The organism is Pseudomonas sp. CFBP2511, assembly GCF_030209255.1.
GTDB classification, from domain to species: Bacteria; Pseudomonadota; Gammaproteobacteria; order Pseudomonadales; family Pseudomonadaceae; genus Aquipseudomonas; species Aquipseudomonas avellanae.
The window spans coordinates 338,828-359,522 of sequence record NZ_JARVSI010000024.1; the positions used below are offsets into that span (position 1 = coordinate 338,828).

Sequence of the window (20,695 nt, forward strand, 5' to 3'; positions counted from 1 at the left end):
CAGGCGCTTTCCCTTACTCGATGACTTTCGGAACCAGATAAAGTCCGTCTTGGACCGCTGGTGCGATGGCTTGGTAAGTGTCGCGTCGATTTCGCTCGGTTACCGCATCTTCGCGCAGGCGCTGGGTCGCTTCCAGCGGATGAGCCAGTGGTTCGATGCCGGTGGTGTCGACGGCCTGCATCTGATCGACCAGCCCGAGGATGCTGTTAAGGGCTTCGGTAGTACGCGGAATATCGGCGTCATTAAGGCCAAGTCGGGCCAGATGAGCGATCTTTTCCACGTCGGAGCGTTCAAGCGCCATGGGGTATCTCCAGTGGAATGCTGACGGATTTGCTTTGTTGCCAATTGCGGAACACTATCGCGTTATTACTGTCTCAAGCCGCTAACGTCGAGGGTCGTGTTCGGAAAACCGCCAATTTAGCATATTGGCTCCTTGCCCAAAATCCCTGTCGTTGTTAGAGTTTGCCGCACTTTTTTTACCACGCGTTCCCTAGGGTCCCTTATCCCATGTTCAAGAAACTGCGTGGCATGTTTTCCAGTGATCTATCCATCGACCTGGGCACTGCCAACACCCTTATTTACGTGCGTGAGCGCGGTATCGTCCTGAATGAACCCTCTGTCGTTGCCATTCGTACTCACGGCAATCAGAAGAGCGTCGTCGCTGTCGGTACCGAAGCCAAGCGTATGCTGGGCCGTACTCCAGGCAACATTGCCGCCATTCGCCCAATGAAAGACGGCGTCATCGCCGATTTCAGCGTCTGCGAAAAAATGTTGCAGTACTTCATCAACAAGGTCCACGAAAATAGCTTTCTGCAGCCAAGCCCTCGTGTGCTGATCTGCGTTCCGTGCAAATCCACTCAGGTCGAGCGTCGGGCCATTCGCGAATCTGCCCTGGGCGCAGGCGCGCGTGAAGTGTTCCTGATCGAAGAGCCTATGGCTGCTGCGATCGGTGCCGGCCTGCCGGTCGAAGAAGCACGTGGCTCGATGGTTGTCGACATCGGCGGCGGCACCACCGAGATCGCGCTGATCTCCCTCAACGGTGTGGTGTATGCCGAATCCGTACGTGTGGGCGGCGACCGTTTCGACGAAGCGATCATCACTTACGTGCGTCGCAACTACGGCAGCCTGATCGGCGAATCCACCGCCGAGCGCATCAAACAGGAAATCGGCACCGCCTACCCGGGCGGTGAAGTACGTGAAGTCGACGTCCGTGGGCGCAACCTGGCTGAAGGTGTCCCGCGCGCCTTCACCCTGAACTCCAATGAAGTGCTCGAAGCACTGCAAGAGTCGCTGGCGACCATCGTTCAGGCGGTCAAGAGCGCTCTGGAGCAATCGCCTCCGGAGCTGGCTTCTGACATCGCCGAGCGTGGCCTGGTACTGACCGGTGGCGGCGCGCTGCTGCGTGACCTCGACAAACTGCTGGCTCAGGAAACAGGTCTGCCGGTGATCGTTGCCGAAGACCCGCTGACCTGTGTGGCGCGTGGCGGTGGCCGTGCGCTGGAAATGATGGATAAGCACACCATGGATCTGCTCTCCAGCGAGTAATTCGCCGGGGTGCCTTTCACGGAGTCTTTTGTATGCAGGTGGCGTATGTGCTACCTGTATGCCTCAGGCTGACGCCGAAACAGGGTGCCTATCCCTCTCATTGTCCAGGCCGGTTACATACCGCATGAATAATTGCCAATCGAAGTTCGATCCAACGATCGCATGCCCCGGAGGAGCGGCCTATTAAACCGCTTTTCGCAAAAGGCCCGTCGCTGGGTGTACGTCTGCTGGTGCTGGCCGTTCTGTCGGTAGCGTTGATGGTGGTCGACGCCCGCTTTACGATCCTCAAGCCCGTGCGCAGCCAGATGTCGATGGTGCTCATGCAGTCTTACTGGGTCGTCGATCTGCCACAACGTTTGTATCAGGGCGTTGCCAGTCAGTTCGGCAGCCGCACAGAACTCATCGCTGAAAACGAAAAACTCAAGACCGAAGCCCTGCTCCTGCAAGGTCGCCTGCAAAAGCTGGCGGCACTGACCGAGCAGAACGTGCGCCTGCGCGAGCTGCTGAACTCTTCGGCGCTGGTCAACGAGAAGGTCGAGGTCGCCGAGCTGATCGGCATGGACCCGAACCCCTTCACCCATCGCATTATCATCAACAAGGGCGAGCGCGATGGCGTGGTGCTCGGGCAGCCGGTGCTCGATGCACGGGGCCTGATGGGCCAGGTCGTCGAATTGATGCCCTACACCTCGCGGGTTCTGCTGCTGACTGACACGACCCACAGCATTCCGGTGCAGGTCAATCGCAACGGCCTGCGTGCCATTGCCAGCGGCACCGGTAACCCGGAACGCCTTGAGCTTCGGCATGTGGCGGACACCGCAGACATCAAGGAAGGCGATCTGCTGGTCAGCTCCGGCCTTGGTCAGCGTTTTCCGGCAGGCTACCCGGTGGCCACGGTCAAGGAGGTCATTCACGACTCCGGTCAGCCTTTCGCGATTGTCCGCGCCGTGCCTACGGCCGCTTTGAATCGTAGTCGCTACCTGTTGCTGGTGTTCTCCGACGGTCGCTCGCCCGAAGAGCGCGCTGCCGATGCCGCGCAGGCTCAGGAGTCGATCGACAAAGGCCTCGAACCCACGGTCATGGCGACCTTGCCGCCGCCAACACCGGCATTTCCGATGTGGCCGCAAGCAACGGTGCCGACGTTCCCCGGCAGTACAACGACGCATAAACCCGCCGCGCAACCCGCGACGCCAGCTCCGGCTGCCACGCCTGCCGCGACTCCGGCAGCAAGGCCCGCCGCCCGACCTGCTGCGTCGCGTCCGCCTGCGTCCACGCCTTCCAACTCCAACGCCCGGGAGCCTATCGATGGTTAGTCATGTTTCCGGGCGCAACGGCTGGGTAGTCTGGCTGACGTTCGCAATCGGTTTGTTGCTGAGTGTTTCGCCGCTGCCGCAGTTCATGGAAATCTTTCGGCCGCTGTGGCTGGCCTTGCTGTTAACCTTCTGGGTACTGGCGCTGCCGCACAAATACGGCATGACCACGGCGTGGATATTGGGGCTGATGGAGGACGTGCTGTACGGCACGCTGCTCGGCCAGAATGCGCTGATCCTCAGCCTGATCACGTTCCTGGTGATGTCCTTGCAGCAGCGTCTGCGCATGTTCCCCATGTGGCAACAGTGCCTGGTGCTGCTGGTGGTGTTCGGTCTGGCGCAGCTTGCGCAGTTGTGGCTCAGTGCCTTGACGGGCAATCGCCAGCCAACCCTTGCGCTGGTGTTGCCTGCGTTGGTCAGTGCGCTGTTGTGGCCTTGGGTCAGTTATGGTCTGCGTGGATTGCGCAAACGTTTGAAAATCAATTAAGCGCAAGGTGAGCGTGACGCTCTGCGGCGTCCATCGCGTTCACCCGCACAGACACGGAGATGTCCTTATGCCCTCGCTTTATCTGGCTTCTGGCTCGCCGCGCCGTCGCGAACTTCTGACTCAGATCGGTGTGCCTTTCACCGTATTGAGCGCTCAGATCGACGAAACCCCCTTCGACCTTGAAACCCCGGCTGCCTATGTCGAGCGTCTCGCGCTTGGCAAGGCCCAGGCCGGGTTGGCCGCGTTGCCGGCCGATCAGCAGGCTTGTGTGCTGGGGGCTGACACGGCGGTGGTGCTCGACGGGCGCATTCTCGGCAAGCCGGTTGATCTGGCCGATGCGCTGGCCATGCTTGCTGCGCTGTCCGGGCGAGAACACCAAGTGCTCACCGCCGTGGCACTGACTGACCGGCAGCGCAGTGAAACCTGTGTCGTGACCAGTCGCGTGCGCTTTCGCCCGATTCAACCCCATGAGGCTCACGCCTACTGGACCAGCGGCGAACCTGCCGACAAGGCCGGAGGCTATGCGATTCAAGGCCTGGCGGCGATTTTCGTCGCGGGTCTGCATGGCAGCTATTCTGCTGTGGTGGGCTTGCCGCTGTGTGAAACCGCAGAACTGCTCAGCCGTTTCGGCATACCCTGCTGGCAATGCCTGGAAGGTGACAAGTCATGAGTGAAGAGATTCTGATCAACATCACCCCGATGGAATCGCGGGTGGCAGTGGTAGAAAACGGTGTACTGCAAGAGGTGCACGTCGAACGCACCCAGCGTCGCGGCATTGTCGGCAACATCTACAAAGGCAAGGTGGTGCGGGTGTTGCCTGGCATGCAGGCGGCGTTCATCGACATCGGTCTGGATCGCGCCGCATTCATTCATGCATCGGAAATTTCCATGCGCGAAGGGCCTGCCGTCGAGAGCATTGCGTCGCTGGTGCATGACGGCCAGAGTCTGGTGGTGCAGGTCACCAAAGACCCGATTGGCAGCAAAGGCGCACGCCTGACCACGCAGCTGTCGATTCCGTCGCGGTATCTGGTGTACATGCCGCGTACTGCCCACGTCGGGATTTCTCTGAAGATCGAAGACGAGGCCGAGCGCGAGCGACTGAAAAAAGTTGTCAGCGATTGTGTCGCCCAGGAAGGCATCAAAGAGGCCGGTGGCTTCATTTTGCGCACCGCTGCGGAAGGCGCCGGTGCCGACGAAATCCTCATGGACATTCGTTATCTGCGCAGGCTCTGGGACCAGATCGGCGATCAGATCAAGACCGTCAGCCCACCCACCGTGATCTACGAAGACCTGGGCCTGGCATTGCGTACCTTGCGTGACCTGGTCAGCCCGCGAATCGAAAAAATCCGCATTGACTCACGGGAGACGTTTCAGAAAACCACACAGTTCGTGGCTGAACTGATGCCTGAAATCGCCGACCGTCTTGAGCATTACCCGGGCGAGCGGCCGATTTTCGATCTGTACGGCGTCGAAGACGAAATCCAGAAAGCCCTGGAGCGCAAGGTGCCGCTCAAGTCCGGCGGTTATCTGGTGATCGATCCGGCTGAGGCGATGAGCACCATCGACGTCAATACCGGTGCGTTTGTCGGGCATCGCAACCTGGAAGAAACCATTTTCAAGACCAACCTGGAGGCGGCGACAGCCATCGCCCGCCAGCTGCGTCTGCGCAATCTGGGCGGCATCATCATTATCGATTTCATCGACATGGAAGACGGTGAACACCAGCGTCAGGTGCTGCGCACGCTGGAAAAACAGCTGGAGCGCGATCACGCCAAGACCAACATCATCGGTATTACCGAGCTGGGTCTGGTGCAAATGACGCGCAAGCGCACCCGCGAAAGTCTCGAGCAGGTGCTGTGCGAGCCCTGCCATTGCTGCGTGGGCCGGGGCAAGCTGAAAACCCCGGAGACCATCTGTTACGAAATCTTCCGGGAAATCCTGCGCGAAGCCAGGGCCTATCAGGCAGTGGGTTATCGCGTTCTGGCCAATCAGCGCGTGGTGGACCGCTTGCTCGACGAAGAGTCGGGCAACGTGGCTGAGCTGGAGAGCTTTATTGGCCGGACCATCCGTTTTCAGGTAGAAACCATGTACTCGCAGGAACAATACGACGTGGTGCTGCTCTGAAGCGGCTGAGCGTATGAAATGTTATGAAAAGCGCCCAACGGGTTTCTGGCAGGTATGCCGTTTTATCGAGAATGATGTGTGGCAAACGAGCAAAGCCTGTACCTGAGCGCAGCTGCACACTTGAGCCGGAATAGATTCGCCGATTCCGGTCTCTGCATCCCGCTGCGCAGGGCATCCTGAGATGGGGCGTCTTTCGCGTGCCGTTGCAACCCTGACGCGCTGGAGCCTGAGCCTCTGCGCGCTGATTCTGGTGCTCGCGGCGCTGTACGTCAGCCTCGGCCGTCAACTGGCGCCGCTGGTTGCCGAATACCGCGTCGATGTAGAAACCCGAGCCAGCAGCGCATTGGGCATACCGCTGAGCATTGGCAGCCTGGAAGGCAGCTGGAGCCGCTTTGCCCCGGTATTGCTGGCCCACGACGTCATGGTCGGTGAGGGCGCCAATGCCCTGCGTCTGGATCGTGTGCGGGTTGTTCCTGATCTCTGGGCAAGCCTGTTGGCGCGTCAAGTGCGCATCGCGCACCTTGAAGTAGACGGTCTGCAGTTCACGATCAAGCAGGATCAAGAAGGCGGCTGGGCCGTGCAGGGCTTGCCGCTGCGTAACGACACCCCGTTAGACCCTGGGCAATTGCTCAATCAGATGCAAATGGTGTCGCACCTGTCGCTGCTCGACAGCCAGGTGACGGTGCAACCGCTCGACGCCGCGCCACTGACCCTGACCTACGTCAACCTTAGCCTGACCACCGGCAGCTATCACCAGCGTCTGGACGCACGCCTGACCCTGCCGGATGGCCAGCCGTTTGCGCTGAATGTGCGCTCGCGTATCCAGGCCAGTCAGTGGAAAGACGGCGAAGCGGATTTCTACGCCAGCCTGCCGCAAAGCGACTGGGCCAAATGGCTGCCGAAAAGCGCCACGCGTGAATGGACGCTGTCCAGGCTGCAAGCCGGTGGCGACTTGTGGATGAGCTGGGGCAAGGGCACCGTGCAAAGCGCAACTGCACGCCTGAATGCCCCGCAGATCAAAGGCGTCTACGCCGATCGCAAGCCGTCTACAATCGATAATCTGGCGCTCAACGCCTGGTTCGCGCGCACGGCGACAGGCTTCGACCTGAACCTTGATTCACTGGCGATGAACCTGGGCAGCGACCGCTGGGAAAGCCGCCTGCAACTGACCCAGACCGCTGCAACGCCTGATAGCGAAGAGCTTTGGCATGTGCAGGCTGACCGCCTGGACCTGACACCGCTCACGCCACTGATCGACTCCCTCGCGCCACTGCCTGAGAAGGCAATGGCGGTGGTCGACGGGCTCAAGGTGACGGGCGGGCTTCGCAACGTATTGCTCGATTACCGCCCGCAGGCCACCGGCGACAAGCGCTTGGGTTTTGCTGCCAATCTGGACAAGGTCGGTTTCAATGCCTATCGCGGCGCACCGGCGGCCGGAAATGTCAGCGGCGCGATCAGCGGCGATCTGGGGCAGGGCGAGCTGAGGCTCGCTACTGACGATTTCATGCTGCACCTGGACCCGATCTTCGCCAAGCCGTGGCGCTATCAGAAAGCCAATGCCCGCCTGACCTGGAAGCTGGATGATCAAGCGTTCACCCTGATCGCGCCGTATATCAAGGTGCTTGGCGATGAAGGCAAGATCGCGGCAGACTTCCTGATCAGAATTCACCTCAGCCACGATCAGGAAGACTACATGGACCTGCGGGTTGGCATGGTCGATGGCGATGGTCGCTACACCAGCAAATACCTGCCTGCCGCGCTCAGCCCGGAACTCGATCACTGGCTGCGCACTGCCGTGGTGAGTGGCGCGGTAAAGCAAGGCTTTTTCCAGTACCAGGGTTCGTTGAACAAGAATTCGCCCGACACTGCGCATGTCATCAGTCTGTTTTTCGATGTCAGCAATGCAACGCTGGCGTTCCAGCCGGGCTGGCCTTCGCTGACCGGCGTGGACGGCAAGGTGTACGTTGAAAACAGCGGCGTGCGGGTCAAGGCAAGCAAGGGGCAGCTGTTCGACACCAAAGTCAGCAATGTGCTGGTCAACATTCCCCACGTGCCGTCGGGTCAGGACAGCCACCTGCTGGTGGACGGTAACTTTTCCGGAAGCCTGGTCGATGGGCTGAAGATTCTTCAGCAAGCGCCCATCGGCACGGGCAGCACGTTTGCCGGCTGGCAGGGCGAAGGCCCGCTGGACGGCAAGCTCAAGCTGGATATTCCGCTGGCAAAGGGCGTCGAGCCAAAGGTCGTGGTGGATTTCAGCACCGACAATGCGCGTCTGAAGCTGGCAGATCCGGTGCTGGAACTGACCCGGCTCAAGGGTGACTTCCGTTTTGACAGCAACAGTGGGTTAAGCGGCAAAGGCATCAAGGCACAAGCGTTCGATCGTCCGGTGACGGCTGAAATTGCGGCCGAGGGCAAGCCGGGTGCCAATGTCACGCGCATCACGGCAAACGGGCAAATCACCGTTAAGAAACTGACGGACTGGCTGAGCGTCACCCAGCCGGTACCAGCGTCGGGTGACTTGCCTTATCAACTGCAACTGATTCTGGACAGCAAAGACAGCCCGTTGCTGATCAACTCCACGCTCAAGGGTGTGGCAATCGATCTGCCCGCGCCGTTTGGCAAAGCCGCCGATCAGGAGCGCCCGAGCGAATTTCGCATGACCCTTCAAGGGCCAGAGCGCAGGCTGGGTGTGGCTTACGACAACCTGGCGAACTTCGCTTTCGCAGCGCCGGGTGGCAAGTTTGCCGACGGTCGCGGCGAACTGTATCTGGGGCGCGGCGGGGCCGTCGTGCCAGACGCCAAGGGCTTGCGGATCCGCGGTGAGTTGTCCGAACTGGACATCGCCCCGTGGCAGGCGCTGGCAGGGCGATACTCCAGCAATGATCCGGGTGACAGTGCAAAACAGCTGCTCAACAGCGTGGACCTGCAGATTGGCAAGCTGACCGCGATGGGCACAACGCTCAATGAGGTGCGTGTTCAATTGCAGCGTAGCGCTGCGGCTTGGGCCTTGTCGCTGGACAGTGCGCTGGCCAAGGGCACGGCAACGCTGCCAGACGCCAAAGCTGCGCCAATCGGTATCAACATGGCGTATGTGCGACTGCCTGCGCCCGATCCGAATGCCGCCGTAGTCGAAAACGCGCCTGACCCGCTGGCTGACGTTGATCCGCGCAAGATCCCGGCGCTGGATATCAAGATCTCGCAACTGTTTCAGGGCGACCAGTTATTGGGTGCCTGGGCGTTGAAGATTCGTCCGACGCCCACCGGAATGCGCATGTCTGACCTGAGCCTGGGGCTCAAAGGCATCCTGCTGGAAGGCGACGGTGCCTGGGAAGGTGCGCCGGGTGCCAGCAGCAGCTGGTTCAAAGGGCGTCTGGCCGGCAAGAATCTGGAGGACGTACTCAAAGCCTGGAACTTCGCTCCGACCGTCACCAGCGAAAGCTTTGAAATGAACGTCGACGGGCGCTGGCCCGGCTCACCCGCGTGGGTAGGGCTCAAGCGTTATTCCGGCAGCCTCGATGCCACGTTGAACAGAGGTCAGTTTGTCGAAGTGGAGGGCGGCGCCCAGGCACTGCGCGTATTCGGGCTGCTCAACTTCAACTCCATTGGTCGCCGTTTACGTCTGGACTTCTCTGACCTGCTCGGTAAAGGCCTCAGCTATGACCGGGTCAAAGGGCTGCTGGTGGCCAGCGATGGCGTTTACGTGACGCGCAACCCGATCACGCTGACCGGGCCGTCCAGTAATCTGGAACTCAACGGTACGCTGGACATGGTTCGCGACCGGGTCGATGCCAAGCTGCTGGTGACCTTGCCGGTGACCAACAACCTGCCTATCGCTGCGTTGATTGTCGGCGCGCCGGCCATTGGCGGCGCGCTGTTTCTGGTCGACAAGCTGCTGGGCGACCGGGTTGCCCGCTTCGCCAGCGTGCAGTACAAGGTCGAAGGCCCGTGGAAAGAGCCGAAGATCACCTTCGACAAGCCATTTGAAAAGCCCCAGTAGCGTCTCTTGGAGTACAGTGGTGGCCATGTCCTCAAGGAGCAGGTTGCCATGACCTTCGCTGTGATTCAGATGGTCAGCCAGAGCGATGTCCAGGCTAATCTGGCCAGCGCCCGCCGATTGCTCGAACAGGCGGCAGAAGGCGGTGCCAGGCTCGCCGTGCTGCCGGAAAACTTCGTCGCAATGGGGCGGCGTGATGTCGCTGATATCGGTCGTGCCGAGGCTGATGGGCACGGCCCCATCCTGCCATGGTTGAAACTGGCCGCTCGCGACCTCAAGTTATGGATTGTTGCCGGAACATTGCCACTGCCGCCGACCGGGCAGCCAGCGGGCAAGGTCACCGCCTGTTCGCTGCTGGTTGACGAGCATGGCGAGCAGATAGCGCGCTATGACAAGCTGCATTTGTTTGACGTGGATGTTGCCGACAGCCGAGGCCGCTACCGTGAATCGGATGATTATGCTCATGGCAGCAAGGTTGTGGTGGTCGATACGCCGGTCGGTCGTCTGGGGTTGAGCGTGTGTTATGACCTGCGCTTCCCGGAGCTTTACACCGCGCTGCGTGAAGCCGGCGCTGAACTGATCACGGCCCCGTCGGCATTCACAGCGGTCACCGGCGCTGCGCACTGGGACATTCTGATCCGGGCGCGCGCCGTCGAAACCCAGTGCTACGTGCTGGCGGCGGCACAAGGCGGGGTCCATCCGGGGCCTCGCGAGACTTACGGACACGCGGCCATCGTTGATCCATGGGGCCGCGTACTGGCTCAGCAAGCGCAGGGTGAAGCCGTGCTGCTGGCCACACGCGACAGTGAAGAACAAGCGTCCATACGGGCGCGGATGCCGGTGTCCAGTCACCGGCGCTTTTTTTCGCAGGACGCCATGCGGCCTGCTTCGGAGTGAATATGAGTGATCTGTCCTCAGTCAGCGAACACCTTCTGGCACCTGGCGGCCTGACCCTCGACAGCCTGCAATCGGTGCTCGGCGAGCTTGCCGGGCCTGGTATCGACGCGGCTGATCTGTATTTTCAGGGGATGATCTCCGAGTCCTGGTCGCTCGAAGACGGCATCGTCAAGGAAGGCAGTTTCAATCTGGATCAAGGTGTGGGCGTGCGTGCCCAGTCGGGCGAGAAGACCGGTTTTGCGTACAGCAACGCCATCACTGAAGATGCACTGCGCACCGCTGCCCGCGCGGCCCGCTCCATCTCCCGCGCCGGGCAGAATGGCCGGGTGCAGGCCTTCACATCGCAGGACGTGGCCCAGTTGTATGCCCCGGATAACCCGCTGGAAGTGCTGAGCCGCGCCGAGAAGGTCGAACTGCTCAAGCGCATCGACGTCGCGACGCGCGCACTGGACTCGCGCATTCAGCAGGTCTCGGTCAGCATGGCAGGGGTCTGGGAACGCATTCTGGTCGCTGCCGCTGATGGCAGCCTGGCTGCCGACGTGCGCCCGCTGGTGCGCTTCAACGTCAGCGTCATTGTCGAGCAGAACGGCCGTCGCGAGCGCGGCGGGCATGGCGGTGGCGGACGTACCGACTACCGTTATTTCCTGACGGATGATCGCGCCATGGGCTACGCCCGCGAAGCGTTGCGTCAGGCACTGGTCAATCTGGAAGCAATTCCTGCACCGGCCGGCACATTGCCGGTGGTACTGGGTTCAGGCTGGTCTGGCGTCCTGTTGCACGAAGCAGTCGGTCACGGCCTGGAAGGTGACTTCAACCGCAAGGGCAGTTCGGCCTACAGCGGGCGCATGGGCGAGATGGTTGCGTCGAAACTTTGCACCATTGTTGACGACGGCACCCTCGCCGGGCGTCGCGGCTCGTTGAGCGTCGATGACGAAGGTACGCCGACCGAATGCACCACGCTGATCGAAAACGGCGTGCTCAAGGGCTACATGCAGGACAAACTCAACGCTCGGCTGATGGGTGTTGCGCGGACCGGTAACGGTCGTCGCGAGTCTTACGCTCATCTGCCGATGCCACGCATGACCAACACTTACATGCTGGCTGGGCAAAGTGATCCGCAGGAGATCATCGCCTCGGTGAAGCGCGGTATCTACTGCGCCAATCTGGGGGGCGGTCAGGTGGACATCACCAGCGGCAAGTTTGTGTTTTCGACCAGTGAGGCGTACCTGATCGAAGACGGCAAGATTACCGCACCGGTCAAAGGCGCGACCTTGATCGGCAACGGGCCGGAAGCCATGAGCAGGGTTTCGATGGTGGGCAACGACCTGTCGCTGGACAGCGGCGTGGGTACGTGCGGAAAAGACGGCCAGTCACTGCCGGTCGGCGTGGGTCAGCCTACGCTTAAAATCGACGCGATCACGGTGGGCGGTACGGGCAACTGAATGTGAGTCGGGGCTGGCGGCTTGCTGCTGCCGGCCCCGAGGTTGAAATCAACGCAGACCGCGTTGAAGTTCGTCCAGCTCACGGATGTATTTGAAGATTTTGCGGCTGGTGGCCGGCGGTTTGTTGCGTGCAACTTCGTGTTGCGCCTGACGAATCAGCGAACGCAGCTGCTGACGGTCGGCGTCGGGGTATTCGATAACGAATTTCTCGAGGTCGGCGTCATCACCCGCGATCAGGCGATCACGCCAGCGCTCCAGATTGTGAAAACGTTCATTGTACTGGCGAGTGGAGGCATCGAGTTGGTCCAGCAACACCAGAATGGCTTCCTGGTCCTGATCGCGCATCAGCTTGCCAATGAACAGAATATGCCGTTTTCGGGCGATGTTGGCGGTGTGCTTGGGCGCTTCGGCCAAGGCCTTGCGCAAAGCATCGGTCAGCGGCAGCTTGGCCAGCACATCGGCTTTGAGTGTTGTCAGTCGCTCGCCGAGGTCGACCAGAGCATGCAGCTCTCGTTTGACCTGGGTTTTGCTTTTCTCCCCGTCGAGGGAGTCGTCGTAAGAATCAACCATGGGGGCAGTCCGCAAAGAAACGCCGCCATGATAACCAGTCGGGGGCCGCTTGTCCGGCCCGGTCGGTATTCGGCCTGTGCTGAAAGAAGAATTTGATGGAGAAAGTCATGAGTGCAACCCAAAGCGTCGGCCCACAAGCCTTGCCCGAGCTGCAGGAACAGGTCGAACAGATCATCGCCGAAGCCAGGCGTCAGGGCGCCAGTGCCTGCGAAGTTGCAGTGTCGGTGGATCAGGGGCTGTCGACATCGGTTCGTCAGCGAGAAGTCGAGACCGTCGAATTCAATCGTGACCAGGGTTTTGGTATCACCCTGTACGTCGGGCAGCGCAAAGGCTCGGCCAGCACCTCGGCCACCGGCGCCGATGCCATTCGCGAAACGGTCGCCGCCGCACTGGCGATTGCCGAGCACACCTCCGAGGACGAAAGCTCCGGGCTGGCGGATGCTGCGCTGATGGCCAAAGAGGTCATGGACTTCGATCTTTATCACACCTGGGACATCACCCCTGAACAAGCCATCGAGAAAGCGCTGATCTGCGAAGCCGCAGCTTTCGATGCCGACAGCCGGATCAAGAACGCCGATGGCACCACGCTCAACACGCATCAGGGGTGCCGTGTGTATGGCAACAGCAACGGTTTCATCGGTGGCTATGCATCGACACGGCACAGCCTCAGTTGCGTGATGATCGCTGAGGGCGAAGGGCAGATGCAGCGTGATTACTGGTACGACGTCAATCGCAAGGGTGAGCTGCTGGTTGATGCCCAAAGCATCGGCCGCAAGGCCGCGCTGCGTGCGGCGAGCCGTCTGGGTGCGCGCCCTGTGCCAACCTGTGAAGTGCCGGTGCTGTTTGCTGCGGAATTGGCCGGTGGTCTGTTCGGCAGTTTTCTCGGCGCTATTTCCGGTGGCAGCCTGTATCGCAAGTCTTCATTCCTTGAAGGCACGCTTGGCCAGCGGCTGTTCCCCGAGTGGATGACCATCGACGAACGTCCGCACTTGAAACACGCCATGGGCAGCTCGGCGTTCGACAGCGATGGCCTGGCGACCTACGCCAAGCCATTTGTGGAAAACGGCGACCTGGTGTCCTACATATTGAGCACCTATTCCGGTCGCAAGCTGGGCATGCCGAGCACTGCCAATGCGGGCGGCGTTCATAACCTGTTCGTCACTCACGGGTCGGAAGACCAGGCAGCGCTGATCCGGCGCATGGGCCGTGGCCTGCTGGTCACCGAGTTGATGGGCAGCGGCTTGAACATGGTGACCGGCGACTACTCCCGAGGCGCGGCAGGTTTCTGGGTCGAGAATGGCGAGATTCAGTTCCCGGTCCAGGAAGTGACTATTGCCGGCAATATGCGTGACATGTTCAAGCAGATTGTCGCCGTTGGCAGCGATCTCGAACTGCGCAGCAACATCCGCACCGGCTCGGTCCTGATCGAGCGCATGACCGTCGCGGGTAGCTGAGCCGGGCCACGCCTCAAACCGGCAGCATCAGGCACAACTAGTGCGGCCCGTTCCAGGGCCGCTTCGCAGCCCTTCGCGGACAAGCGAAGCAGCCCTTCGCTTGTCCACGATATCCAGGTTTTGTAGGAGCGGACTTGTCCGCGAACTGCCGGGAACCGACAGCAAAACGGGCATCTCAGCACCTGTGTATAACGCACTTGCTCAAGATCAGGCTTGTAATGAGTCAATATCTCATTTAATAATGAATATCATTACCAAAATGAGCTGTGGTCATGGGGCGTGTTTTGCACGAGCTGTCATACCTGGAAAACTGGCGCGCGCTCAGTCTGCGGATTCGTTGTGCCCTTGAGCCTGACGAGCCTCGGTTGATCGAGCACTACCTCGCCGAGGGGCGTTATCTGGCGCGTTTCACCGCCACGCCTCCGCTCATGCTTGCCGAAACCACCTTTCGCCTGTTGATGGACACCGCGCGCGACACGGCGCTGCCGTGGCATTGGCGCTGCCTGTGCCTGGATCAGGTGTGGCGGCCGCTGCGTGATTTACAGGCCATCGCCGTCACGCCAGACCGACGTCAGCGCTGGCAAGCCTGTGCTCAGCAGCTCGCGACCTGCGTGTTACAGCCCTCGATTCCCCTTTCTGAACTGGTGCAAGGACATTGCGATGAGTAATACCCGTATCGAACGCGACAGCATGGGCCAATTACAGGTCCCGGCCGAGGCCCTTTACGGCGCGCAGACTCAGCGTGCGGTGGAAAATTTTCCGATCAGCCATCAGCGTATGCCCAGGCTATTCATTCGCGCGCTACTGCTGGCCAAAGCGGCCGCTGCACAGGCGAACCTTGAGCTGGAGCAGATCAGCGAAGGGCAGAGCCAGGCGATTGTCGGTGCCGTGAAAGAGCTGTTGGCCAGCGACTACATGACTCATTTCCCGGTCGATATCTTCCAGACCGGTTCCGGCACCAGCACCAACATGAACGCCAACGAAGTGCTCGCAACGCTGGCAACGCGGTTACTGGGCGAAGAGGTCAACCCCAACGATCACGTCAACTGCGGGCAAAGCAGCAACGACATCATCCCGACCACGATTCACGTCAGCGCCGCGCTGGCACTCCATGAACAACTGCTGCCAGCGCTTGCGCATCTGGTGCAGGTCACCGAGCACAAGGCCGTGCAAGTCCACGCCTTCGTCAAGACCGGCCGCACACACCTGATGGACGCCATGCCCGTGCGCATGAGCCAGGTGCTCAATGGCTGGGCGCAGCAGATTCGTGCCAACATCGAACATCTGCAGGGTTTGCAGCCCAGCCTGCAAGCACTGGCTCAGGGCGGCACGGCGGTTGGCACCGGAATCAATGCACATCCCGAGTTTGCAGCACTCTTCAGTCGCCAATTGAGCATATTGACCGGCGTGCAGTTCGCACCGGGCAAGGACCTTTTTGCGCTGATCGGCTCGCAAGACACAGCGGTAGCAGTGTCTGGTCAGCTAAAGGCCACGGCGGTGTCGCTGATGAAAATTGCCAACGACCTGCGCTGGATGAACTCCGGGCCGCTGGCAGGGCTGGGTGAGATCGAGCTTGAGGCCCTGCAACCGGGCTCGTCGATCATGCCCGGCAAGGTCAACCCGGTGATCCCCGAGGCGACTGCGATGGTGGCCGCGCAGGTCATCGGCAATGACGCGACCATCACCGTGGCGGGGCAGTCGGGCAACTTTGAGCTGAACGTGATGCTGCCGATCATCGCCCAGAACCTGCTCAGCAGCATCGAGCTGTTGGCCAACGCCAGCCGGCTTCTGGCGGACAAGGCAATTGCCAGCTTCAAGGTCAATGAATCCAGGCTCCAGGAAGCGCTGTCACGTAACCCGATTCTGGTCACCGCGCTCAACCCGATCATCGGTTATCAGAAGGCCGCCGAAATCGCCAAGGCCGCTTACAAGCAGGGTCGCCCGGTGATTGACGTCGCTCTGGAGCACACCGATTTGCAGCGCAGCGAGCTGGAAGTGTTGCTCAATCCCGAAAAACTCACCGCTGGCGGCATCTGATTCCAGCCAGCCAACGTCTCTGGAGGTATGTCATGCAGCATTGGAAACGCACCATCGAGCAGGCCAATCGCTGTTTCAATCTCGGCGAGTGGGTGGAAGCCCGTGAGCTGTACCTTCAGGCGTTGGCGCTGGCGCAAGTGTTGTTCGAGCGCTGGGCGGATGCCGACGAAGCCGTCGCAGCCTGTGTGATTTCTCACCACAACCTGGCGGATCTGCACCTCAGCCTGGGCCAGCCGGAGGAGAGCGCCGAGTACCTGTGCGCCATCCACCAGCACCTGTTGCAAACCATGCAGAGCCAGCGTCTGCCTCCCGCCCTGCGGCAGGCAGCCCTGCGCCACAGCAGCAAGACGTACGCCGAGCTGTTGAGTTTTATCAGCGAGCACGGCGAATATCCACGCACCCATCGGTTGTTAAACAGCAGCAGCGAGCACACGCGCTCATCTCTGCAGCGCCATGGCGCAGCCACTTCCGGACTTTTCTACGGAGCACATTGAATGTCTTATACCTTGCCAGCACTGCCTTACGCCTACGATGCCCTTGAACCGCATATCGATGCGCAAACAATGGAAATCCATTACACCAAACACCACCAGACCTACATCAACAACCTCAATGCGGCGGTGGAAGGCACGGAGTTTTCTGACTGGTCGGTGGAGAAGCTGGTCGCCAGCGTCAAACAGCTCCCGGAAAACCTGCGTCCGGCAGTCATCAACCAGGGTGGCGGCCATGCCAATCATTCGTTGTTCTGGGAAGTCATGGTGCCGGGCGGTGGCGGCTTGCCAAAGGGCCCGATCGCCGCGGCCATTGACGAGCAACTGGGTGGCTATGACAGCTTCAAAGAGGCGTTCACCAAAGCAGCGCTGACCCGTTTCGGCAGCGGCTGGGCGTGGCTGAGCGTCACACCTGAAAAGAAACTGGTGGTCGAGAGCAGCGGCAACCAGGACAGCCCGCTGATGAATGGCAATACCCCCATTCTGGGGCTCGATGTATGGGAGCACGCCTACTATCTGCGCTATCAGAACCGTCGTCCCGAATACATCAATGCGTTTTACAACGTGATCAATTGGGATGAAGTTTCCCGACGTTACCAGGCTGCTCTGGCCTGACTTCTGTAACCTGACCCAAGGCAGTTTATGCGCTCAGGAATATTCGCCATCGGCCGAGTGCGGTTGTTGCGTCAGGCAGTCGGCACCGTGCTGCTGATGGCGGGTATGGCGTTACTGGTCGCTCATGGTTTGAGCTGGCTGCGAATGCACTGGTGACGGGTGGGGTGGGCTTACTCGCCCTCATCAAACTTGTTATCAATCAGCTCAACCAGCCCGTCCAGCGCTTCCTGTTCGAATTCGCCTTCGGTGTGCAGGTGGATGTCGGTACCTTTGCCTGCGGCCAGCATCATCACAGCCATGATGCTTTTGCCGTCGACCATGCTGTCTGGCGTGCGGCCGACCCTGATCTTGCAAGGGAACTTGCCGGCGACGCCCACGAATTTGGCGGCGGCGCGGGCGTGCAGGCCCAGTTTGTTGATGATGGTGATTTGACGAACGGGCATCGCAGTGTAAATCCTTTCAGCTAAGGTCGCGGTGGCGGACCTGAACGTTCTTGAGTGATTGTTGCAAGACCTGGCCAAGCCGTTCGGTCAGGTAGACGGAGCGGTGATGCCCGCCGGTGCAACCGATGGCAATGGTAACGTAAGAGCGGTTGCTGGCTGCAAAGCGCGGCAGCCATTTATTGAGGTAGGAGAAGATATCCTGGAACATCTCTTCTACATCGGCCTGCGCGGACAGGTAGTCGATAACCGGTTGTTCCAGGCCCGAATGGTCGCGCAGCTCAGGCTTCCAATAAGGGTTGGGCAGGCAACGCACGTCAAATACCAGGTCTGCATCGACAGGCATGCCACGCTTGAAGCCGAACGACTCGATCAGGAAAGCCGTACCCGGCTCGGGCTTGTTCAGCAGGCGCAGTTTCAGAGCGTCACGCAGCTGGTACAGGTTCAGGTGAGTGGTATTGATCTTCAGATCGGCCAGGTCGATGATCGGGCCGAGCAGGGTGGTCTCGTCCCGTATCGCCTCAGCCAGCGAGCGGTCCGCTGTGCTCAGCGGGTGGCGACGTCGGGTTTCCGAGAAACGCTTGAGCAGGGTGGCTTCGTCGGCGTCCAGGTAAAGCACGTCGCATTGGATATTGCGTGAGCGCACTTCATCCAGCATCTGCGGGAAGCGTGTGAGGTGGCTGGGCAGATTGCGTGCATCGATGGAAACTGCCAGCAGCGGTTCAGCCAGTTCGGTGTTGATCAGCGCGCGCTCGGCCAGTTCCGGCAGCAGGCCGGCTGGCAGGTTGTCGACGCAATAGAAACCGTTGTCTTCCAGCACATCGAGCGCCGTACTCTTGCCTGAGCCGGAGCGGCCGCTGACGATGATCATGCGCATGGTCAGTGGCCGTTCTGCACGTCCAGCACCACTTGATAAAGCGCTTCACCGCTTTTGGCACTGCGTAGGCGTTCACGCACATCGGCGCGGTCAAGCATGCTGGCGATCTGGCGCAGCAGCTCCAGGTGTGCATCGGTGGCGGCTTGCGGGACCAGCAACACGAAAAGCAGGTCCACTGGTGCGCCATCGATAGCATCGAAGTCGATAGGGTTGGCGAGGTGAATGACCGCACTGACGGGTTCGTCACAGCCGGGGAGGCGGCAATGAGGGATGGCAATACCGTTGCCGAAACCGGTCGATCCCAGCTTTTCGCGGGCAACGAGGCTTGTAAACACCGTGTCCGAATCCATGCCCGGTACTTCACGACCGATCAGGTTGGCGATTTCTTCGAGTACACGCTTTTTGCTGCCTCCCGGCACGTTCACGAGCGAACGGCCGGGGGTCAGGATATTTTCAATTAGGATCATTTAAATGGGCGTTAGCGAGCGGCCGCACCTTTGAGGATGCTTTGCTGCTTTTCCTTATGCTTGAGCAATTGTCTGTCGAGCTTGTCAGTGAGCAGGTCGATGGCAGCATACATGTCGTCATGTTCAGCATTGGCAACTACCTCCCCACCGTGGATATGCAGCGTGGCTTCGATCTTCTGCTTGAGCTTTTCGACCGCCATCGTGACCTGCACGTTTGTAATCTTGTCAAAGTGCCCCTCGAGCTTCTTGAGCTTGAGCTCAACGTATTCGCGAAGGGGTTTGGTCACTTCCAGTTGGTGTCCACTGATGTTGACTTGCATACAGTTTTCTCCTTTGCCAGTGCATAAGAGGCAGGCGTGGTGCCTGCCGCTGGGACGCTTTGGCTCGGCCTGCATCACATCAATCGCTTACGCTCACTGGAAGGCGCTATCCCGAGTGACTCGCGGTACTTGGCGACTGTGCGACGGGCTACTTGAATGCCTTGTGCCTCCAGTAAACCAGCGATCTTGCTATCACTCAACGGCTTTTTCTGATTTTCCGCAGCCACCAGTTTTTTGATGATTGCGCGAATTGCCGTGGACGAGCATTCGCCGCCCTCGGAGGTGCTCACGTGGCTCGAGAAGAAGTATTTCAGCTCGTAAATACCGCGTGGGGTGTGCATGAATTTCTGCGTGGTCACCCGCGAGATCGTCGACTCGTGCATGCCTACCGCTTCGGCGATATCGTGCAGGACGAGCGGCTTCATGGCCTCGTCGCCGTACTCGAGGAAACCGCGCTGATGCTCCACGATCTGTGTGGCGACCTTCATCAGCGTTTCGTTGCGGCTCTGCAGGCTCTTGATGAACCAGCGGGCTTCCTGCAACTGGTTGCGCATGAAGGTGTTGTCGGCGCTGGTATCGGCGCGACGCACGAAGCCTGCGTATTGCGGGTTGACGCGCAGACGCGGTACCGACTCCTGATTGAGCTCGACCAGCCAGCGCTCGTTGTCCTTGCGCACGATCACATCAGGGATGACATATTCGGCTTCTGTGGATTCGATTTGCGAACCCGGGCGCGGGTTGAGGCTCTGGACCAGCTCGATGACCTGACGCAGCTCGTCTTCCTTGAGCTTCATGCGGCGCATCAACTGGCCATAGTCACGGCTGCCCAGCAGGTCGATATAGTCGGTGACCAGTCGCTGCGCTTCTGTCAGCCAAGGCGTCTTCGCCGGCAACTGGCGCAATTGCAGCAGCAGGCATTCACTGAGATTGCGCGCGCCGATGCCCGCAGGTTCAAACTGCTGGATGCGGTGCAGTACGGCTTCGATTTCGTCGAGTTCTATGTCCAGTTCCGGGTCGAAAGACTCGAGAATCTCTTCAAGCGTCTCGTCCAGATAGCCCTGATTGTTGATGCAGTCGATCAGCGTGACGGCGACCAGGCGATCCTTGTCGGACATCGGTGCGACGTTCAGTTGCCACAGCAGGTGGCTTTGCAGGCTTTCGCCGGCCGAAGTACGGGTGGTGAAGTCCCACTCGTCATCATCGTTGCTGGGCAGGCTGCTGGCGCTGGTCTGGTAGACATCTTCCCAGGCAGTATCGACAGGCAGTTCATTGGGAATGCGCTCGCTCCATTCGCCGTCCTCGAGGTTGTCCACGGTAGGCGCGGATTCCTGGTAGGTCGGTTCCTGAACGTCGGGGTTGGGCTTTTGTTCGATGTTGTCGGCAAGCGGGTCGGAGTTGTCGAAGTCGTCGCCTTCTTCCTGCCGTTCCAGCATAGGGTTTGACTCCAGCGCCTCCTGAATCTCCTGCTGGAGGTCCAGAGTGGAAAGCTGAAGTAAGCGGATTGCCTGTTGCAGCTGCGGTGTCATCGTCAGCTGCTGGCCCATTCTCAAGACTAGCGATGGTTTCATGGCAGGGGCTAAACACCTTATTCGCCGGCGCGCACGCGCCATCTACTACAGGCGCCGGGG

At 60.1% G+C, this 20,695-nt stretch carries 21 protein-coding genes; 14 read left to right on the forward strand and 7 right to left on the reverse strand.

Features of this window, described 5'->3' with window-relative positions; translation table 11 throughout:
* Positions 1–13: 13 nt before the first annotated feature.
* Positions 14–301 (reverse strand): Asp-tRNA(Asn)/Glu-tRNA(Gln) amidotransferase subunit GatC, encoded by a 288-nt coding sequence (gatC, locus tag QRN38_RS21250; protein ID WP_002555109.1) that lies wholly within the window; start codon positions 299–301, stop codon positions 14–16.
* Positions 302–507: 206 nt separating this feature from the next.
* On the opposite strand from gatC, the gene mreB reads away from it, so the two are divergent.
* The 8 genes from mreB to tldD all read left to right on the forward strand — a co-directional run bounded on the left by mreB (position 508) and on the right by tldD (position 11,796).
* Complete coding sequence (gene mreB, locus QRN38_RS21255) at positions 508–1,545, forward strand: rod shape-determining protein MreB (protein WP_002555108.1); 1,038 nt, start codon at positions 508–510, stop codon at positions 1,543–1,545.
* 230 nt (positions 1,546–1,775) lie between these two features.
* The gene (gene mreC, locus QRN38_RS21260; RefSeq protein WP_005766482.1) at positions 1,776–2,855 is read left to right on the forward strand and encodes a rod shape-determining protein MreC; all 1,080 of its coding nucleotides are present in this window, start codon (positions 1,776–1,778) and stop codon (positions 2,853–2,855) included.
* Positions 2,848–3,339, forward strand: coding sequence for a rod shape-determining protein MreD (gene mreD / locus QRN38_RS21265; RefSeq protein ID WP_003377527.1), 492 nt, complete (start codon positions 2,848–2,850; stop codon positions 3,337–3,339). Before mreC ends, mreD begins: the two co-directional genes overlap by 8 nt.
* A gap of 67 nt (positions 3,340–3,406) precedes the next feature.
* A complete protein-coding gene (locus tag QRN38_RS21270; RefSeq protein ID WP_054090123.1) occupies positions 3,407–4,009 on the forward strand; it encodes a Maf family protein in 603 nt (200 codons plus the stop codon).
* The gene (rng, locus tag QRN38_RS21275) at positions 4,006–5,463 is read left to right on the forward strand and encodes a ribonuclease G (protein WP_003377531.1); all 1,458 of its coding nucleotides are present in this window, start codon (positions 4,006–4,008) and stop codon (positions 5,461–5,463) included. Before QRN38_RS21270 ends, rng begins: the two co-directional genes overlap by 4 nt.
* Positions 5,464–5,644: 181 nt before the next feature.
* Positions 5,645–9,460: a YhdP family protein gene (locus QRN38_RS21280; RefSeq protein ID WP_011105014.1), complete on the forward strand. Its 3,816-nt coding sequence runs from the start codon at positions 5,645–5,647 to the stop codon at positions 9,458–9,460.
* Positions 9,461–9,508: 48 nt separating this feature from the next.
* Positions 9,509–10,354, forward strand: coding sequence for a carbon-nitrogen hydrolase family protein (locus tag QRN38_RS21285; protein WP_007243695.1), 846 nt, complete (start codon positions 9,509–9,511; stop codon positions 10,352–10,354).
* A gap of 2 nt (positions 10,355–10,356) precedes the next feature.
* Positions 10,357–11,796 (forward strand): metalloprotease TldD, encoded by a 1,440-nt coding sequence (tldD, locus tag QRN38_RS21290; RefSeq protein ID WP_005739076.1) that lies wholly within the window; start codon positions 10,357–10,359, stop codon positions 11,794–11,796.
* Between the two features lie 48 nt (positions 11,797–11,844).
* Here the strand turns inward: tldD and yjgA are convergent, their stop codons facing one another.
* Positions 11,845–12,366 carry a ribosome biogenesis factor YjgA gene (yjgA, locus tag QRN38_RS21295; RefSeq protein ID WP_003377535.1) on the reverse strand — a complete coding sequence of 174 codons (522 nt, stop codon included), beginning with the start codon at positions 12,364–12,366 and terminating at the stop codon, positions 11,845–11,847.
* A 107-nt stretch (positions 12,367–12,473) separates the two neighbouring features.
* On the opposite strand from yjgA, the gene pmbA reads away from it, so the two are divergent.
* From pmbA to QRN38_RS21325, 6 genes are all read left to right on the forward strand, one after another.
* Complete coding sequence (gene pmbA / locus QRN38_RS21300; RefSeq protein ID WP_007243694.1) at positions 12,474–13,820, forward strand: metalloprotease PmbA; 1,347 nt, start codon at positions 12,474–12,476, stop codon at positions 13,818–13,820.
* A gap of 272 nt (positions 13,821–14,092) precedes the next feature.
* Positions 14,093–14,488, forward strand: a complete 396-nt coding sequence (locus tag QRN38_RS21305; protein ID WP_005766497.1) for a hypothetical protein — start codon at positions 14,093–14,095, stop codon at positions 14,486–14,488.
* The gene (locus QRN38_RS21310) at positions 14,481–15,857 is read left to right on the forward strand and encodes a class II fumarate hydratase (RefSeq protein WP_057418798.1); all 1,377 of its coding nucleotides are present in this window, start codon (positions 14,481–14,483) and stop codon (positions 15,855–15,857) included. Before QRN38_RS21305 ends, QRN38_RS21310 begins: the two co-directional genes overlap by 8 nt.
* 32 nt (positions 15,858–15,889) lie before the next feature.
* Positions 15,890–16,351: a DUF2753 family protein gene (locus tag QRN38_RS21315; RefSeq protein WP_005766501.1), complete on the forward strand. Its 462-nt coding sequence runs from the start codon at positions 15,890–15,892 to the stop codon at positions 16,349–16,351.
* On the forward strand, positions 16,352–16,963 hold the full coding sequence (locus QRN38_RS21320) for a superoxide dismutase (RefSeq protein ID WP_005620345.1): 612 nt from the start codon (positions 16,352–16,354) through the stop codon (positions 16,961–16,963).
* A gap of 27 nt (positions 16,964–16,990) precedes the next feature.
* On the forward strand, positions 16,991–17,119 hold the full coding sequence (locus tag QRN38_RS21325; RefSeq protein WP_011105009.1) for a hypothetical protein: 129 nt from the start codon (positions 16,991–16,993) through the stop codon (positions 17,117–17,119).
* Positions 17,120–17,133: 14 nt separating this feature from the next.
* On the opposite strand, the gene QRN38_RS21330 is transcribed toward QRN38_RS21325, so the two are convergent.
* From QRN38_RS21330 to QRN38_RS21350, 5 genes are all read right to left on the reverse strand, one after another.
* Positions 17,134–17,406: an HPr family phosphocarrier protein gene (locus tag QRN38_RS21330; protein ID WP_003377548.1), complete on the reverse strand. Its 273-nt coding sequence runs from the start codon at positions 17,404–17,406 to the stop codon at positions 17,134–17,136.
* Positions 17,407–17,422: 16 nt separating this feature from the next.
* Positions 17,423–18,280: an RNase adapter RapZ gene (rapZ, locus tag QRN38_RS21335; RefSeq protein ID WP_003377550.1), complete on the reverse strand. Its 858-nt coding sequence runs from the start codon at positions 18,278–18,280 to the stop codon at positions 17,423–17,425.
* Between the two features lie 2 nt (positions 18,281–18,282).
* Positions 18,283–18,747 (reverse strand): PTS IIA-like nitrogen regulatory protein PtsN, encoded by a 465-nt coding sequence (gene ptsN / locus QRN38_RS21340; protein WP_007243692.1) that lies wholly within the window; start codon positions 18,745–18,747, stop codon positions 18,283–18,285.
* 11 nt (positions 18,748–18,758) lie between these two features.
* Positions 18,759–19,067, reverse strand: coding sequence for a ribosome hibernation-promoting factor, HPF/YfiA family (gene hpf, locus QRN38_RS21345; RefSeq protein WP_003377554.1), 309 nt, complete (start codon positions 19,065–19,067; stop codon positions 18,759–18,761).
* Between the two features lie 74 nt (positions 19,068–19,141).
* Complete coding sequence (locus tag QRN38_RS21350) at positions 19,142–20,635, reverse strand: RNA polymerase factor sigma-54 (protein WP_003377556.1); 1,494 nt, start codon at positions 20,633–20,635, stop codon at positions 19,142–19,144.
* Positions 20,636–20,695: the final 60 nt, after the last annotated feature.